The sequence below is a fragment of the Dactylosporangium sp. NPDC049525 genome, from assembly GCF_040676755.1.
In the GTDB taxonomy this organism is placed as follows: Bacteria; Actinomycetota; Actinomycetes; order Mycobacteriales; family Micromonosporaceae; genus Dactylosporangium.
The window spans coordinates 17,364-33,369 of sequence record NZ_JBFAPO010000018.1; the positions used below are offsets into that span (position 1 = coordinate 17,364).

Below are 16,006 nucleotides of genomic sequence, written 5' to 3' on the forward strand. Positions count from 1 at the left end.
TCACGTCACCCCGGTCTGTGGTTATGTTCGATCATGGTCCTCATGTTCAGCGGCGACCGCCAAGTGCGCCAGTTTCCTTGCGAGTGAGGTCGTCGCCTCGACGGGTTGCGCAGCGAGGGAGTTGTTGATGGCCACCGATTCGACGATGGTACGCATCGCCGAGGCCGTGCAACTGCACCATGGTCAAGGGCAGCGCGAAGCCGCGCGGCGCCTGTTCGCGGAGATCTGGGACGACATCGGCGGGGAGCAAGGGGATCCGCTGCACGTCTGCGTGCTCGCGCATTCGATGGCCGACGTGCAGGACGACGTCCATGAGGAGCTCATCTGGGATCAGCGGGCCTTGGCAGCGGCCGGCCTGCTCACCGACGACCGGGTGGCGCAGGCGGGGGTGCCGTTGTCCGTGGCCGGCCTGTATCCGTCGCTGCACCTCAATCTGGCGGACTGTTACCGGAAGCTCGGTGATGTCGGCCGCGCCTTGGAGCACCTCCAACAGGCGCGGGCCGGGATCGGCGCACTCGGCGATGACGAGTACGGGCAGCTGATCAGGAGCGGTCTGGAGCGGCTCACGCAGCAACTGGCTCCCGAGTAACGAGCCCTGGAAACACCGCCCGGGGAGGTTTGCGGGACCCACCGCATCCGCACGGGTCCATAGGATGATCGGGTGCGAAAACTTCTCGGCATGCTGTGCGGTGTCACACTGCTCGTCGCCGGCTGCAGCGACGACGGCACGCCCACCGGCCAGGCCGCCCCCTCGTCCTCCGGGCTGGCCGCGGCGTCGGCATCCGTCTCCGCCACCCCGTCCGCGTCGCCGACACCGTCACCGTCGCCCTCACCTCTCGACCCGGCGGTCGCGGCCAACACCCGGCAGGTCTGCGACGAGCTCAAGAAGGTGATGTTCGACGAGACCGTCACCTACCTCAGCGCGCTGTCGGCGTACGGCGACGCGAACTCCATCACCGACCCGGCGAAGCAGCAGACCGTCCTGAACGTCGCCAAGAAGGGCCTCACGGCCTGGGCAAAAGCGGTCCGCCCGCTGAGCCCGAAGGCCTCGAATCCCGCCCTGCGCAAAGCGATCGACGATCAGGTCGCGGCGCTGGACGACACCGCCGCGACCCTGCAGACCTTCGAGCAGGTCAAATCCGCCCTCGCCGCGCCGCAGATGCAGGTCGCCGGGCGCGAGACGAAGGAGATCTGCGGCTGACATCGACGCCGTCGCACACCCCCGGCGACGCAGTCAGAACCGTTCCCACGGACCGTACATGCCGCTCTGGCGGTAGCGCCGGGTCTCCACGGTCCCGTCCAACCGCTTGACCGTGGCCACGACGACGTTCTGCTCGAGGTGGTACGCCGTGAACGTCATGGCCTTGTCCCCCGCCGGGCTGGGTCGGTCGCCCTCGATCGCCGGCCATGCGATCAGGCTCCGGCCGTCGGCGCCCAGGGCGACGGCCCCGGATGGAAGCGTTGCGCCAGTCGCTCTGGCGGATCTGACCGGGCCGCCCGCTCCGGCCCGGCCCAGCGGTCGCCGGCGGCAACGTGACCGCGCCGCGGAGACCGGCGCTGGTGACCCGGCCGGGCCGGAGGCGCTCGCCGGCGGAGTCGCTGTCACGACGGGCGTCATCTTGATGTCGGCCGGCGGCATCGGTCGGTGGGCAGCCGGTGCCGGCAGCAACGTGGTCCCCGCGACGACCGCGATCGCGGCGGTCGCGGCGGCCGCGGCGCCGGCCCGGGTTTCCGGTGGCGCCCCTGCGAATGGCTTGGTGTGTTCCAGTGTGGTCGTCGAGGATCGCATAAGGTCAGCTCGACACGGCGACCTTTGCGAGACCAGGACGGGGCAGGACATGAACCAAGGCACCCGCGACGACGTGCTCGGCCGCCTGGCCGAGGCGGTTGGGTCCGTCACGGCCGCACACCCGACGCGGGTTGCTGTCGACGGAGCGCCCGCCGCCGGCAAGACCACCCTCGCCGACGAGCTGGCCGTCGTCCTGCGCGGACAGGGCCGCGACGTCATCCGCGCGACGATCGACGACTTCCTCTTCCCCCGGGCACAGCGCTATCCGCGCGGCGAGTTCTCGGCCGAAGGCTGCTACTTCGACACCCATGACTACGAGGCGCTGAACCGGGTGCTGCTCGATCCGCTCGGCCCCGACGGAGATCGGCGCTTCCAACACGCGGTCTACGACCGCGCCGCGGATGCTGCGCTGTCCCCGCCGGTCACGACCGCCTCGGCCGACGCCGTGCTGGTCTTCGACGGCGTCTTCCTCATGCGTCCGGAGCTGATTGACCGGTGGGACCTGCGCGTCTTCGTGTCGACCGAGCTCGAGAAGACCGTGGATCGTGCCGTGATCCGGGAGCGCCAGGTGTCATCCCGGGCCGAGGTCGAGCGGCGCTGGCGCGAGCGCTACATCCCCTCCCAGCAGCTCTACTTCGCCATGGTCCGCCCGACCGATCACGCCGACATCATCGTGCACAACGACGAGCCCCAGCGGCCGGTCTGGGAGACCCGGACACACTGAGCACACCGCGGGCGCCGCCGGGTGGGCGGCTCAGCCGTTGAGGAATTCGTACACCTTCGCCGGCGCCTCGATCACCGCTTTGCCGGTGGGCTTGGCCGGTATCGTGACGGTGCCGTACTGGGTCACGGTCATCTTGAGCTGGTGCGGCTTCGTGGCACCCGCGGCCGGAACGTCGATGAGCAGCTCGGTGAGCCGCCCCTCGGCGTCGAGGGTCGCGGTGAACGGCACGGTGGCCGCCTTGGCCCCCAGCGCTTTGACGACAGCCTCGTCGGTCACCGGCGTGCCCTCGCCCTCGGCGAGGTCGAGGGTGCCGCTGAACTTGTGGTCGCCGGCCTGCTGCACCGACTGCGCGCTCTTCAGCAGCGCCGTGAGACCGAGCGTGTCGGGGTCGTCGAACGCGACGCCCAGGGTCGAGGGATCGTTGACCTTGGAACGATCGATGTGCATCCACGACTTGCCGTTCAGCTGCTGCATCCCCGGCAGCTTGGCCAGCTCGCCCACGTTCAGCTTCAAGTAGGTGTCCGGCTCGATCGCCAGCGCCTCCATCGTGAGCTTCGAGTCCTGGACGGTGGAGACCAGCTTCATGTACGCCTGTTTCCTGGCCGCGTCGACGACGGCTGACCCTGAGCTGTCGCGCCCGGCGTAGTCGACCGCGTACACGCCCTTGTCGTACACCGCCAGCGAGCTCAGCAGCAGCTCCTTCGGCTCCGGCGGTTTGGGGCTGGTCGCCACGACGCCGGGTGTACCGCTGGCGCCGGCACTGCCGGTGCCGGTGCCGCCGCTGCCGCAGGCGCCCACGCCGAACATGACACACGCCGCGACGAGCAGCGCCGCGGTCCGTCCCCGTGCAAGCTTCATTGGGCTCATTCCCGGAAAGGGGGTAGTGACGGCAGATCGTACTGTGCGACACCCCCGCGCCGCTGGCCCGTGACTTCGGCATGCCTCGATGACCGCAACAGGGCGTCGGCGTCCGGGGCGGGTCACGGGGTGGTCAGGCGCAGCCCGGTGCCGTCGGCGGCGGTGAGGGTCAGGTGGTTCGCGTCGATGGCGTACGTGGCCGTGCCGCGCAGCACGCCGAGCACGGCGGCCTCCACGGTGGCCCGCTCGTCCGGGCAAGCCATCCGGGTGCTGCCCACATCGGTGAACGTGAGTGTCGCGCCGTCCATGGTGTACCCCCCGCTGAGGGCGTTGCAACCGCCGGACCCGGTGACCTTGCCGTCCGCGGTGAAGGTGAGGTGGGCGCGGACCCCGGCCGGCACCGAAGCGGCAACACCGGCATCGGAGGCCCCGGCCGACACGGAGGCGTGCGGCGCGGGCGAGATCAGCGTGTCGACGGTCCACTCGGCGCCGGCAAGGGGCCGGTCCGGGTCGGCGACCTCACGGTCCAGCAACGTCATGCTGATGCCGGCGCCGTCCAGCACCAGCTCGTCGCCGGTCACGCGCCACGCCGGTTTGCCGCCCAGGAACGTCGCGACCCAGGTGTCCTGCGCCCCCAATGGTGCGGCGCAGCCCATGGCGGTCATCGCCATCTCCCCGAGCACCAGCCGGTCGCCGTCCAGCCGCGCCTTGGCTTGCATGGTGTTGCACCCCGCCAGGACGAGGAGCCTGCCGCCGTCGCCGAACCGCAGCTCGATCCTGGTGCCGGCGGCCAACTGCCGCGGCTTGCCCTGCTCGGTCACCGCCGTCGACAGGTACGTGTGCCCCCAGGGCAGGCCCTCCGCGGGGGCGGCCGCGCCGCCACGCGCACAGCCGGCCAGCACCACCAGCAGCATCAACGTCAGGACGGAACCGAACCGTGTCATACCCATCCGACGCGGCCGCGGCCGAACCGGTTCCCGGCGATCTTTTGGCCGGCAGGGCCGGCACCGCGGGCGTTCCCCGCTGCGCGGTCGACCGAGCCATCAGTTGTTCCTCGGGCACACCGGCCGGTAGGGGACCGTGGGCGCGGCAGCCTCCCAAGCCGCTCGGTCGACCGGTCCGGCCAGGCTCGCGCACACGGCAGCGTAAGGGTCGTAGATGTAGCTGACGTCCCATATCAGCCCCACCGAACCGGCGCCCACCGTGAGGACCTGCCGTCCATCCGCCGTGAACTGAACATCCTTGACATCCCCGACGGCCGTGGTCAGCTCGGCCTCCTCGGCTCCGTCGTTCGTGCTCCAGATGTACGTCGAACCGGGTGCGCGCAGCCCGACGCCGTCATAGTCGGTCAGCGTCAGCTTGTTGGACTTCGGTGTCCTGCTCGCGGCAACGTGCTGGCCGTCCGGGCTGAACACGATGCTCCCGACGTGGTGGCGGGAGGCGGGCAGAAGCAGGCGCGTCTGCTCTCCTGTCGCCGGATCCCAGACGCGGACCGTCCCGTCGTCGCCCCCCGACGCCAGCAGTCGCCCATCCGGGCTGAACGCCAGATCGTCGATGGCGCCGATCGGCGTCCGATTGTGGGAGACCTCGCGCGCCGCGCTCACGCTCCAGACGCGAAGCTCCTTGTTCCCCCCGGCCAGGTGGTCGCCGTCCGGGCTGAACAGCAGTGTGGTCAGGGGCTTGTGGTTTCCGGTGAAGGACGCGAGCTTCGCGTGGCTCCCGGTCTCCCAGACCTTGATCGAGGAACCCGTATCCGACGTAGCGAAGGTGGCGCCGTCCGGACTGAAGGCGACCCTTTCGACGCGCTCGCGGTGCGCGGCGATGATATCGACATCCGTGCCGTTCTCGGTGTTCCAAAGAAGGACCTTCCCGGTCGTGTCTCCGGTCGCCAGGATCGCGCTGTCCGGGCTGAAGGTCATCGCGGTCGCTATCAGAGCCGTGCCATGCACTCCGCCGCGCCACTTCCACTTCTTGCGCCCTACGTCCCACAGACGGACGAGAGGGCCGCCATCGTTGTCCTCGCCGACAACGGCCAGCATCGAGCCGTCCGGGCTGAAGAACCCGGAGTCGACCGAGTTTGGCAGGTCCGGGAGTTCGGAGATCTGGCGACCTGACTGCAGGTCACGGACCCGCACCTCGTGCCCGCTGAAGGAGGCGATCATGCGACCGTCGCGGCTGACCGCAATGCTGCGAACGCTTCCGGACGAGTGAACGAGGTGCTGGCGGATCTGCCCGTCGGCGAGATTCCAGACCCGGGCCGTGCCGTCTCCAGCGATGGTCGCGAGCAGCGTTCCAGCTGGTGAGAACGTGGCGGAGTAGACCTCCCCGGTGTGGCCGGAGAGCACTTGCAGGGCCGCGCCGGACCCTGCATCCCACAGGATGGCGGTGCCGTCCAGGCTCGCCGTCGCGACAAATGATCCGTCGGGGCTGAAGGCCGCCTGGGTAACGAGGGAGGTGTGCCCCGGCTGTGTCTCCACCGGGTCGCCGTTGAGCAGTGTGCCGCGGCCGGTGAAGACATGCAGCTGCTTGCCCGTGTCGGAGGCCCACATGGTGGCCGATGTCCCGGTCGCCGCGAGGACCCAGTCGCCGGACGAGTCGAAGGTAATCCGATCGAGTCTGCTCGATGTGCTGGTGAGCCGGGCGACCTGCCCGCCGGTCCGGGTGTCCCACAGGCGCCCGGTTTTGTCGTCAAGTGTGGCCGCCAGCCGGCGCCCGTCCGGGCTGAACGCGATCGAGGTGATGGCAGCGTCGGCCGTGCCCGGTTCGCCGCCGATGGTGGAGGTCTTCGTCAGAGTGGTGGTGTCCCAGAAAGTGACGGTGGCGTGCGGACCGGAGGTCGCAAAGACGTGGCCTTCCGGGCTCACGGTGACCGCCTTCACCGACGCCTGGTTGTCGAGAACCGTCAGCCGTTCGCCGCTGGCGGTGTCCCAGACCTCGATCACCTCGGCCGCACAGGTGGTGAAGAGCCGTTCGCCGGTCTGATCGAAGAAGGCGGCGAACGTCCCGTCGCTTGAGAGGGTGACGGTGGGACCGCCCGGCTCGGACACGTCCTGATCGTCCGTGGCGCACTCCGTGTACAAGAGGCGCTCGCCGGTCACGCTGCTCCACAGGTACGCTTCATGATCGTCGGTCACAGCGGCAACCAGGTCACCGTGATTGCTCACGGTGACGGCGGACACGGCGCCGCCGTCGACCGGGAACGTCTTCAGCACGAGACCGGTGCTGGCATCCCAGACCTGAACCGCCGTCTCGGTAGCGCCGATGACCTGCTGTCCGCCTGCGATAAAGGTGAGCCCCGGGTCGGGCTGGGCGTCGAGCAGGACGGCGCGTGCCCGGTTGGTCAGCGCGGACGCAAGGGTCTCCCTGGAGCGCTGGCCGGGCTTGATCGCCCAGGCCATCGCGGCGAGCGCGCGTGACAGCCGTGGATCGGAGTCCCCGAAGGACGGGCTCCGCGCGGCGAGTTCGCCGGCGACGGCGCTGTCCCGCTGGAGTTCTGCTTCCCGACGCCGTTCGTCGGCCGCATGGGCGTTCGCAACAGCGGCGACCGATGCGGCGCTCGCGATCAGCGTGAGCAGGGTCAGCACGGCGATCGTGGCTCGGACGATACGCCGCGTGCTCCGCCGCTGCTTGATGTCCAGACCGACGAGATCGTCCTTGGACAGGTTGTGCATCGGTGCCGCAAGCTCGGCCACCTTGTCGCGGAAGGTGGCGCTGTCCGGGGCGTCGTCACGTACGCCACGCAGGTCCACCCACCGGGGCTCGTGCTGGAAGCAGCCGTGGAGGGCGACGGGAACGCTGGAAACCACCGTCGGGTCGAAGTCGCGGCTCTCTTCGCTCCATACGATGTCGCCCTCCGTCGCGGCGATGAGGATCGAGGCGGCATCGCGGGTGGCGAGCCAATACTCCAGCTCCCGGCCAACCCAGGTCGACTGCGCCGCCCCCGGAGACGCCAGGAGGATCAGGCGTTCGCTGTCATCGAGTGCCTTCGTGATGGAACGCCACAGACCGTCGTTGGCGGCGAGGCTCGAATCGTCGCGGAAGACGCGCAAGGCTCGGGGTTGCCACCATGACCTTCCCATCCGGGTCAGCTCATCGCGCAGCGCGATGGCAAGCGTGCCGTCCGCGTCGCGGCTATAGGAGATGAATGCCGCGTAGCGTCGGCGGTTGGGGCGGTCGGGGCGATCGCGACGAAGCCAGCGCTGAGGAAAATCCATGGAGGCTCCCGGCCGGAGATGTCTCGGCCCACGACGCTAACACCGAGAGGCATAAGATCATCAGGCTCGCCAGGACGGGTGCGGATCATCTATGCGGGTCCTGGCCTACACTGACCGGCCCGGTCCGGCTGCCCGCTCGGACGGACTTTTTGAACGCCTGCAGTAGTTCCGGCGCGTCGACACCGGCGTACCCCGCGACGCCCGGCCTACGCAGCACCTTCCGGCGACCGCGGGACGGGGCGGGTGGTGCTGGAGTCGTGGCGGCAGGTCCGCGTGGCGCAGTGACGACCTGGCGGCCTGGAACGGCTCCCAGGTCTCCGTCGACTCGAGGTAGACCGACTGCCCCGGCACCGAGACCGCGTCGCCGAGCGGCTCGGCCAGGGTCTGCTTCAGTGCCAGGGGGCCGCCGAGCAGCGTCGGCCAGCGCATCGACGCGGCGCAGCGGTTCAGGTACGCCTCGGTCTGCGGGCTGAGGCTGCCGGGGGTGCTCAGCAGCAGCGGCCCGCCGAAGGAGCCCGCCATCGCGCCGCCGGTCAGCGCGTCGAACCAGGTGGTGGCGGTGGCGACGGCCGCGACGTGCGGGCTGGTGAAGAAGAACTCGGCGACCGCGACCGCGGTCTCGAACTCGGTCGCGCCCGAGACCGCCCAGTAGGGCCGGGACCGCCACGACGGCAGCTGCTTGCGGGCGTAGGCGTTCTCGATGGCACGGCAGCCGGGGCCGCCCACGCCGACGACCGCCTGCTCCGTCGGGTCGATCCCGTTGAGGTACGCGGCGGTCGAGGCGGGCATGATGTCGCCGGCGCTCAGCACGATGACGGTGTCCCGGCTCGCCCCGGCGGCGGCACCGGCGGCGAGCGCGTCGTAGTACTTCAGGGCGGTGGTGACGATGACGGTGTCCGGGCTCGGGGTCATCTCACGGGCGATCGCGATGGCCGTCTCGTATTCGTCACGCCCCGCCAGCCGTACCGTCGCATAACCGGCCGACGTCAGCTGCTGCTCGACCTTCGCCGACAGCGCGACCGTGCCGCCGAGCAGGTAGACGGTGCCCGATCCGCCGAGGACGCGGTCGATCTCCGCCTTCGTCTGCGGGTCGAGCGACTTCGTCGGCGTGATGAGCAGCGGCCCTTCCTTCTGCACGGCGAGGGCCGACCCGCCCAGCGCGTCGAGGTAGGTGTCGTCGCGGGACAGGACGACGGCCTTCGCGGTCCAGCGAGGGTCGATCGGCCCGGCCCCGTGGGTCGCGTAGGTGTACCTCGACGTCGCCACGGCGGTGCCGAGCGCGGTCGCGCCCCAGACCCGGGTCACGTAGTTGGTGAGGACCGGCTGCCACGTGGGCATGCTCGCGCGCTGCGTGCCGGGGACGTCCGTGACCTCCCCGGTGGCGATGTCGATGCGCTTGATCCCGGTCGTCGAGCCGAACAGCACGACGTCCCCATGGGGCGAGAACACCGGTGCCACGTTACCGACATCGGCGGTGGTGAGCTGCCGCTGGTTCGTGCCGTCGGCGGAGGCCAGCCAGATCTGCCAGGAGCCTCGGTCGGCGTCGTACCGGGTGAAGACGAGCTTCGTCGCGTCCGGCGAGAAATCCGGCGCGTACCCACTGGTGATGATCTTCGTAACGGTACTCTGGCCGTCGACGCGGTAGATGTCGGACAGGTGCGTGTAGACGCCGCTGGCGAACACGACCACGCCGTCCACCGACACCGCCGGGGTCCGGTCGATCGGGCCGTCCATCGGCCGGTCGTACGCCAGTGCACCCTCCGCCCAGGTGCCGTCGGTGCCGGCGTAGCTGAGCCGCCGCCCGGCGATGTGGTACAGGTACCGGCCGTCGGGCGAGACCGCGAGATCGAAGATCTCCCCGCCGCGGGTCCACGGGAACTCGTACCGACCGGTGCCGTCGGCCCGGATCGACTCCGGGCGGCGCCGGCTGTTGCCGTAGAAGAACCGGGATCCGTCCGGCGCCCAGGCGCCCGCCCCGGTGTCGGCGGGCGAGTTCGCGACCAGCACCCTGGGCGAGGAACCGTCGGCCTCGGCGATCCAGATGTCGGTGCCGATCCGGTACGTGATCCTCCCCTTGGACCCCGGCAGCGTGGCGTGGGCCCGCTGGGCGGCCGTGGTGACGGCGGCGGTGGCGACACCCGCGGCGACGGCGCCGCGCAGTGCGGCACGGCGGCTGAATCCGAACGACGGCACTGGTGCCCCTCCCCTGGGCGCGGCGTGCGCCGCATGGATCTTAGGGTCGGGGTGCCGGTCCTGCTATGGGCCGAACATCCTGCGAGCGTCTACCTTCGCTCGAGCGCGACGACCGCATCAAGGAGACTGTGCAGGCCAAGTTCGTAGCGGTCGGCGTCCACCCCGTCGAACAGGATCTCCTGGAGCGGCACGCCGACGGTCCGCGCCGGCTGGCCGGCAATCACCAGCTCGGCCAGAACGACAAGCTTGAGCTCATGCAACGTCGTCGGCTCGCTGCTGCCCAGGGACTTCATCGCTCCTCCGGTTCCGACTCGGAGCGTGGGATGGAAGCACGTCCACCTTGCAGCGTTCCCCGCCGGCGTCGCACCGACGCTCACCCGACGGGATGAAACGGTCTCAGCGCTGCGGGGTGAGGCGGAACACCGGCCAGCCGATTTCGGTGCGCCAGTCGGCGGGCGCCGGGGTGTCGCGGGGGCCGACGACGTAGGTCTCGTCGACCGGGCCGTCGACCGCCAGGGCGTGTTCCACCACCCACGATCCCAATCGGCCGTACGTCACGTCGATGTCGTCGTGCCGGCCGGGGTGCACCGCGATGGCGACGTCGACCGGTGGCAGCTCGACGATCTCGACGCGCCCCCGTGCGCGGGGTTCGCGGACCGGGCGGTACACCGTCATCGTCCCGGCGCCGGCGGTGAACAGCTTGTTGTCGTAGCGGCCGCCGGGTGGGCCGGTGCGCTCGGCCGGGCCGAACGCCGCGTCCAGCTCGGCCATCGCGGCGTCGTACCAGGTGGTTGAGTCCTCCAGCGTGACGTGGCCGCGGACGGCGGCGACGGTCCGGGCGGGCAGCGAGCGCAGCTCGACCTGGAGGTCCTGCCGGTCCGGGCGCAGCAGCCGGCGCAGCGAGGCGACCGCGGCCCGGGTCCGGTCGAGCTCGTCCTCCAGCCGGCGCAGGTGCTCGCCGATGAGGTCCGCGCGCCGTTGCGGGTCCTCGGCGGCGAGGATGGACCGCACGTCGGCGAGCGGCACGTCGAGCTCGCGCAACCGGTGGATGACCTGCGCGGACGGGATCTGTTCGGCGGCGTAGTAGCGGTAACCGGTGAACGGGTCGACGGTGGCGGGCTCGAGCAGGCCGGCCTCGTGATACCGGCGCAGCGTCCGCACGCTCAGGTGGGTCAGCGTGGCGAACTCCCCGATGGTCAGTCCTTGGCGCATGCCTCCAGTCTTGACCCTCTCCCTGCGGGAGACTCCATCGTTGACTTATGCACCTTCCTCCCGCAATCACGACATATCTGACCGCCCACAACGCTCGGGACGTCGACGGCGCGATCACGTCGTACGCGCCCGACGCCGTCGTGACCGACGACGGCCGCAGCTATCACGGCCCGGATGAGATCCGCGCGTGGCTGGCCGGTGCGGCGTCCGAGTACACGTACACCACCGAACTCATCTCCGCCACGCAGCTGGACCAGGAGCGTTACGACGTGGTGCAGCACCTGGAGGGCGACTTTCCGGGCGGCGTGGTCGACCTGCACTACCGGTTCACCCTGCGCGGCTCCGCCATTGTCCGGCTGGTGATCGAGCCATGAGGACGTGGTTCATCACCGGCGGGACGCCGGGCGGCTTCGGTCAGGCGTACGCCGACGCCGCACTCGAAACGGGTGACCGGGTGGTGCTGACCGCGCGGCGGCCCGATCAGCTGCGGGAATGGGCCCGGCCGCACGGCGACCGCGTGCTGCTCCTGCCGCTGGACGTCACCGACGCGGTGCAGGTCCGCCACGCGGTGGCCGCGGCCGAGCAGCGCTTCGGCGGGATCGACGTGCTGCTCAACAACGCCGGGCGCGGATGGTACGGCTCGATCGAAGGCATGGCAGAGGATGCGGTACGCCGTACGTTCGAGCTGAACTTCTTCGCGCTGCTGTCGGTGACCCGTGCGGTGCTGCCCGGCATGCGCGAGCGGCGCAGCGGCTGGGTGCTCAACATGTCCTCGGTCGCCGGCCTGCGCAACGCGACCGGGTTCGGCTACTACAGCGCCGCGAAGCACGCGGTCGAGGCGGTGACGGCGGCACTGCGCGAGGAGGTCGCCCCGCTGGGCATCCGCGTCCTGGCGATCGAGCCTGGGGCGTTCCGCACCCACGCTTACGCCGGGTTCGCCGACGAGCCGCTCACCGAGACCGTTCCGGCCTACCGCCGGATGCTTGACGACGTGCGGTCCGCGATGATCGACCAGGACGGCAAGCAGCCCGGCGACCCGCTGCGCGGTGCTCGCGCCGTCATCGCCGCGATGGCCGAGGATGCACCGCCACATCGGCTGGTACTCGGCAGCGCCGCCTACGACGTGGTGACGTCGACGCTCCGCGAGGCCATGGCCGACATCGCCCGGTTCGAGGCTGCCTCCCGCGCCGCCGACTTCCCGCCGGGAACCTGAGGGTCGGCTACGGCCGGAGGACGACGGGGTCGCCGGCGCCGGCCCACCCTGTGCAGGTGTGGTGACCCGTGACGGCGGGAGCCAAGGTGGCTGGAGCCTGTCGATGGTGCAGCCGGCGGTGAGTGCGCCGGTCGCCAGGATCAGGCACACCGCACGTGGACCGCGCAACGCCCACCCCAGACGACGGATCGAGGTCTTGGAAATGTCGATACCGCGCGAGGCGTCCAGGTTCCCACTATCCGCCCGCACTCCAGCAACATCGCGGCAGCGGCCCTGATATCGACGCGACTCGTCGCGTTCAGGCGGTCATCATCTCGTTGGCGCACTGTACGCGCATGAGCATTGCCCTGATCCGGGTGACCGCCACGACGCGGCCGCGGGCGTGGCCGCGGTGGGTGGGTTTCGCCATCACCCTGGCCGCGGTGACGGTGGCGTTCGTCCTGCTGCGCCGGTCGCTGCCCGACGCATCCACCATCCTGCGGTCGCTGGTCGATGCGCAGTGGTGGTGGCTTGCCGCGGCACTGCTCGTCCAGGTCGGGTCGGTCCTCATGTACGCCGTGCAGCAGCGCCGCCTCCTGGCCGCCTACGGCGGCACGATGTCCAACGCCAGGGCCGTCGGCGTGTCCCTGGCCCGCACGGCGCTGTCCACCGCGATGCCGGCCGGTGGCCCGGTGTCGACCGCGTTCGCCGTCCGGCAGTTCCGCGCGCACGGCCTCACCAGCGCGCACGCCCTGGCCACCACGGCCCTGGCCAGCGTGCAGGCGAGCGCGGCGATCGTGCTGGTGTACCTCGCCTGGTACCTCACGGCCACCCTCACCGGCCTGAGCAGCTTCGGGCTGCTGACCACCGCCGCCGTCGGGGCCCTGCTGTGCCCGGCCGCCGTCCTCGCCCGGCGCCTGACGCACCGCCTCACGCACCGCCTGGCGCGGCGGCGCACCGAGCAGCGCCCACCGGACAGCCCGCCGCGCGATGCGGCGCCGCCCGCCGGGCCGCTGCACCGCGGCGCCCGGGCCCTGCTCCGCCTCGGCGCCGACACGTCCCGCGCCTGCTGGTCGCTGCCGGCCAGATACTGGCTCACCGCCGGCGGCGCGGCCGTCGCGCGGCGGCTGTTCGACCTTGCGTGCTTCGTCGCGGCCGCCAACGCGTACCGGCTCGACACCGCCACGACGGCGCTCGTCGGCGCGTACCTCACCGGCCAGCTCGTGCGGCAGATCCCGCTCGTCGCCGGCGGTGCCGGGCTCGTCGAGGCAAGCCTCCTGGCCTCGCTGATTGCCTCCGGCGCCGACCCCGCGGCCGCCACGGCCGCCGTCCTGACGTACCGGCTGCTGTCCTGCTGGTTGATCGCGCTCGCCGGCCTGCCCGTCGTGATCGGTCTCGGCGCCGCCAAGCAGCCCGCCGTATCGGATCCGGAAGCTGAGCGGGCCCGGCCGGCGACGGGTCGGGGCCTGGCAGCCAACCCCGGATGAACCTGTGCCATTCCTTAAGTCACGCTGAGGTTCCTCTATGTATCGAGCGAACTGTCAGGCAGTCTGCGTTACGGTCTGATGGTGCGATCACGGCGGGTCGCGCTTCCTGACGGTATCGACGCAGAGAAACACGGAGTCATGAACACGAGGAAGCTCATCGCCGTATTGGCGATCGCCGGCGCATCCATCCTTGTCCCGATCATCGGGCACTCCACCGCCACCGCCGACGTGCCCTGGACCGGCACCTGGGCGGCGTCGCCGCAGGGCAGCGGCACCACCTTCAACAACCAGACGCTCCGCCAGATCGTGCACACCAGCATCGGCGGCACCAGCGCCCGGGTGCGCCTGTCGAACGTGTTCGGCAGCCAGCCGGTCACGATCACCAACGTGCACATCGCGAAACGCACGTCCGGCCCCTCGGTCGACGCGGCCAGCGACCGCGCCGTCACATTCGGCGGCTCGACGTCGGTGACGATCCCGGTGGGCGGCAGCGTCAGCAGCGACTCCGCGGCGTTCACCGTCGACGCGCTCGCCGACGTCGCCGTCAGCTTCTACCTTCCGCAGGCGACCGGCAACGCCACCGTGCACGACTTCGGCGACCAGACCAACTACGTGGTCTCCGGCAACGCGGCCGGCAACGCGACGCTGAGCAACCCGCAGACCCGCACCAACTACTTCTTCCTCACCAACCTCGACGTGCAGAACGCCGCGGCCCAGGGTGCCGTCGCCACGCTCGGTGCGTCGATCACCGACGGCATCGGCTCCGGCACGGACGCCAACCGCCGCTGGCCGAACCACCTCGCCGTCCGCCTGGCCCAGTCCGGCCGGACCGTCGGCGTGCTCAACCAGGGCATCAGCGGCAACCGCCTGCTCGCCGACGGCGCCGGCCAGTCCGCCGCCAACCGGTTCGAGCGTGACGTGTTGTCACAGCCCAACGTGAAGTGGGTCATCTTCTCCGACGACCCGATCAACGACCTGGGCAGCAGCCGCACGAACCCGCCGACCGGGCAGCAGCTGATCGACGCGGTCAAGCCGCTCATCACCAGGGCGCACCAGGCGGGCGTCAAGTTCCTGTGCTCGACGCTCACCCCGTTCCAGGGCTCGGGCGGCTGGTCGGCCGCCGCGGAGACGTCGCGGGGCGCGTACAACGCCTTCGTGCGCGACGCGGCGTCGGGCTGCGACGGCGTGATCGACCAGGACAACGCGACCCACGACCCGGCCCGCCCGACGTGGTTCCTGCCCAATCTGGAGACCGGCGATCATTTGCACCCGAACGAAGCGGGTCTGCAGGCGATCGCCAACGCCGTCAACCTGTCGCTGTTCGGCTCGACGACAACGCCGCCGCCCGCCACGGTGGTCTCGTTCCGGGCGCGCGCCAACGGCAAGCTGGTGACGGCCGAGAACGGCGGCAACGCCGCGCTGATCGCCAACCGCACCGCGGTCGGGCCGTGGGAGCAGTTCGACCGCATCGACCTCGGCGGCGGGCGCGTCGCGCTGAAGGCCCACGCGAACGGCCGCTACGTCACCGCGCCCGCCGGCGGAGCCTCGCCGCTCATCGCCAGCAGCACCACCATCGGCACCGCCGAGACGTTCGACCTGATCCGCAACGCAGACGGCAGCGTTGCCCTGCGGGCGGTCGTCAACGGCCGCTACGTGTGCGCCGAGAACGCCGGCGCGGCGTCGCTGATCGCCAACCGGACGGCGATCGGCGGATGGGAGTCCTTCGACCTGCTCTGACGGTTCGAACGCCACCGCCGAGCAACACCGGCGCTCATCGGGACCGCGAGGTACCCCCGATGAGCGCCGGTGTCGCAGCGACGCGGCGTGCGTGCCAGGGCGGCTACGGCGCCGTCCAGACGAAGCGGATGTCAGGTGCTTTCTCCTCGTTGCCCGACCCGTCGGTCGTCTCGGCCACAGTGAAACCGTGGCGGAGGTAGAACCGCTGCGCCGCGGTGTTGGTCACGAACGTCCACAGCTGCAGTCCCGCCGGCCGGCGGGACTTCGCGAGCTCGATGAGGCGGGAGCCCAGTCCCATGCCGGTGCAGGCCGGCGCGACGTAGAGCTGGTCCACCCAGTCCTCGTCCAGCACCAGCACCCCCAGCGGCCGGCTGTCGGCGTCCTCCATCAGCCACACCTCCCGCTGGGGAATGACGACGGTGCGGATCCATTCCCGTACCTCGGCATCCGAGTGGACCCCGGCGGGGATGGCGTCGCCCGCGGCTCGGCGGGACAGGATGAGCACGTCGGCGACCGCCCCGGCGTCCTCGATGACGGCGCGACGTGGCGTCGCCGCACCCATGCTCCCGGAATGCGAAAGGCCCATGCGATCACCATATG

Annotated in this window: 15 protein-coding genes; 7 read left to right on the forward strand and 8 right to left on the reverse strand. The window is 70.7% G+C overall.

Translation table 11 applies throughout. The annotated features are described in order from the left end of the window. The first annotated feature begins 127 nt into the window (after positions 1–127). Positions 128–589, forward strand: coding sequence for a tetratricopeptide repeat protein (locus tag AB0K00_RS25150; RefSeq protein WP_363524108.1), 462 nt, complete (start codon positions 128–130; stop codon positions 587–589). Positions 590–661: 72 nt separating this feature from the next. Next, positions 662–1,201 carry a hypothetical protein gene (locus AB0K00_RS25155; protein ID WP_363524111.1) on the forward strand — a complete coding sequence of 180 codons (540 nt, stop codon included), beginning with the start codon at positions 662–664 and terminating at the stop codon, positions 1,199–1,201. Between the two features lie 33 nt (positions 1,202–1,234). Here the strand turns inward: AB0K00_RS25155 and AB0K00_RS25160 are convergent, their stop codons facing one another. Continuing rightward, on the reverse strand, positions 1,235–1,360 hold the full coding sequence (locus AB0K00_RS25160) for a hypothetical protein (protein ID WP_363524113.1): 126 nt from the start codon (positions 1,358–1,360) through the stop codon (positions 1,235–1,237). 478 nt (positions 1,361–1,838) lie between these two features. On the opposite strand from AB0K00_RS25160, the gene AB0K00_RS25165 reads away from it, so the two are divergent. After that, entirely contained in the window at positions 1,839–2,513 is a 675-nt protein-coding gene (locus AB0K00_RS25165; RefSeq protein WP_363524613.1) for a uridylate kinase, read from the forward strand. Positions 2,514–2,543: 30 nt separating this feature from the next. On the opposite strand, the gene AB0K00_RS25170 is transcribed toward AB0K00_RS25165, so the two are convergent. From AB0K00_RS25170 to AB0K00_RS25195, 6 genes are all read right to left on the reverse strand, one after another. Further along, complete coding sequence (locus AB0K00_RS25170; RefSeq protein ID WP_363524116.1) at positions 2,544–3,371, reverse strand: hypothetical protein; 828 nt, start codon at positions 3,369–3,371, stop codon at positions 2,544–2,546. A 122-nt stretch (positions 3,372–3,493) separates the two neighbouring features. Next, positions 3,494–4,315: an META domain-containing protein gene (locus tag AB0K00_RS25175; RefSeq protein ID WP_363524119.1), complete on the reverse strand. Its 822-nt coding sequence runs from the start codon at positions 4,313–4,315 to the stop codon at positions 3,494–3,496. Positions 4,316–4,414: 99 nt separating this feature from the next. After that, positions 4,415–7,585: a TIR domain-containing protein gene (locus AB0K00_RS25180; RefSeq protein ID WP_363524121.1), complete on the reverse strand. Its 3,171-nt coding sequence runs from the start codon at positions 7,583–7,585 to the stop codon at positions 4,415–4,417. Positions 7,586–7,690: 105 nt separating this feature from the next. Beyond that, entirely contained in the window at positions 7,691–9,778 is a 2,088-nt protein-coding gene (locus AB0K00_RS25185; RefSeq protein WP_363524124.1) for a cell wall-binding repeat-containing protein, read from the reverse strand. A gap of 89 nt (positions 9,779–9,867) precedes the next feature. Beyond that, the gene (locus AB0K00_RS25190; RefSeq protein ID WP_363524127.1) at positions 9,868–10,071 is read right to left on the reverse strand and encodes a hypothetical protein; all 204 of its coding nucleotides are present in this window, start codon (positions 10,069–10,071) and stop codon (positions 9,868–9,870) included. Positions 10,072–10,174: 103 nt separating this feature from the next. Further along, positions 10,175–10,990 carry a MerR family transcriptional regulator gene (locus AB0K00_RS25195; protein ID WP_363524129.1) on the reverse strand — a complete coding sequence of 272 codons (816 nt, stop codon included), beginning with the start codon at positions 10,988–10,990 and terminating at the stop codon, positions 10,175–10,177. A gap of 47 nt (positions 10,991–11,037) precedes the next feature. Between AB0K00_RS25195 and AB0K00_RS25200 the strand changes: the two genes are divergently transcribed. The 4 genes from AB0K00_RS25200 to AB0K00_RS25215 all read left to right on the forward strand — a co-directional run bounded on the left by AB0K00_RS25200 (position 11,038) and on the right by AB0K00_RS25215 (position 15,406). Beyond that, positions 11,038–11,364, forward strand: a complete 327-nt coding sequence (locus tag AB0K00_RS25200; RefSeq protein WP_363524132.1) for a nuclear transport factor 2 family protein — start codon at positions 11,038–11,040, stop codon at positions 11,362–11,364. Further along, positions 11,361–12,203 (forward strand): SDR family NAD(P)-dependent oxidoreductase, encoded by an 843-nt coding sequence (locus AB0K00_RS25205; RefSeq protein ID WP_363524135.1) that lies wholly within the window; start codon positions 11,361–11,363, stop codon positions 12,201–12,203. Before AB0K00_RS25200 ends, AB0K00_RS25205 begins: the two co-directional genes overlap by 4 nt. Positions 12,204–12,538: 335 nt before the next feature. Continuing rightward, complete coding sequence (locus AB0K00_RS25210; RefSeq protein ID WP_363524138.1) at positions 12,539–13,669, forward strand: lysylphosphatidylglycerol synthase transmembrane domain-containing protein; 1,131 nt, start codon at positions 12,539–12,541, stop codon at positions 13,667–13,669. Positions 13,670–13,807: 138 nt separating this feature from the next. Then, positions 13,808–15,406: a GDSL-type esterase/lipase family protein gene (locus tag AB0K00_RS25215; RefSeq protein WP_363524141.1), complete on the forward strand. Its 1,599-nt coding sequence runs from the start codon at positions 13,808–13,810 to the stop codon at positions 15,404–15,406. Positions 15,407–15,509: 103 nt separating this feature from the next. On the opposite strand, the gene AB0K00_RS25220 is transcribed toward AB0K00_RS25215, so the two are convergent. Beyond that, positions 15,510–15,992, reverse strand: coding sequence for a GNAT family N-acetyltransferase (locus AB0K00_RS25220; RefSeq protein WP_363524144.1), 483 nt, complete (start codon positions 15,990–15,992; stop codon positions 15,510–15,512). Positions 15,993–16,006 lie beyond the last annotated feature (14 nt).

Excerpts from the sequence above, each read along its gene's own strand:
- AB0K00_RS25150 (WP_363524108.1), top strand. The coding sequence starts at position 128 with ATGGCCACCGATTCGACGATGGTACGCATCGCCGAGGCCGTGCAACTG.
- AB0K00_RS25160 (WP_363524113.1), bottom strand. The coding sequence starts at position 1,360 with ATGACGTTCACGGCGTACCACCTCGAGCAGAACGTCGTCGTGGCCACG.
- AB0K00_RS25165 (WP_363524613.1), top strand. The coding sequence starts at position 1,839 with ATGAACCAAGGCACCCGCGACGACGTGCTCGGCCGCCTGGCCGAGGCG.
- AB0K00_RS25170 (WP_363524116.1), bottom strand. The coding sequence starts at position 3,371 with ATGAAGCTTGCACGGGGACGGACCGCGGCGCTGCTCGTCGCGGCGTGT.
- AB0K00_RS25175 (WP_363524119.1), bottom strand. The coding sequence starts at position 4,315 with ATGACACGGTTCGGTTCCGTCCTGACGTTGATGCTGCTGGTGGTGCTG.
- AB0K00_RS25180 (WP_363524121.1), bottom strand. The coding sequence starts at position 7,585 with ATGGATTTTCCTCAGCGCTGGCTTCGTCGCGATCGCCCCGACCGCCCC.
- AB0K00_RS25190 (WP_363524127.1), bottom strand. The coding sequence starts at position 10,071 with ATGAAGTCCCTGGGCAGCAGCGAGCCGACGACGTTGCATGAGCTCAAG.
- AB0K00_RS25195 (WP_363524129.1), bottom strand. The coding sequence starts at position 10,990 with ATGCGCCAAGGACTGACCATCGGGGAGTTCGCCACGCTGACCCACCTG.
- AB0K00_RS25200 (WP_363524132.1), top strand. The coding sequence starts at position 11,038 with ATGCACCTTCCTCCCGCAATCACGACATATCTGACCGCCCACAACGCT.
- AB0K00_RS25205 (WP_363524135.1), top strand. The coding sequence starts at position 11,361 with ATGAGGACGTGGTTCATCACCGGCGGGACGCCGGGCGGCTTCGGTCAG.
- AB0K00_RS25210 (WP_363524138.1), top strand. The coding sequence starts at position 12,539 with ATGAGCATTGCCCTGATCCGGGTGACCGCCACGACGCGGCCGCGGGCG.
- AB0K00_RS25215 (WP_363524141.1), top strand. The coding sequence starts at position 13,808 with ATGAACACGAGGAAGCTCATCGCCGTATTGGCGATCGCCGGCGCATCC.
- AB0K00_RS25220 (WP_363524144.1), bottom strand. The coding sequence starts at position 15,992 with ATGGGCCTTTCGCATTCCGGGAGCATGGGTGCGGCGACGCCACGTCGC.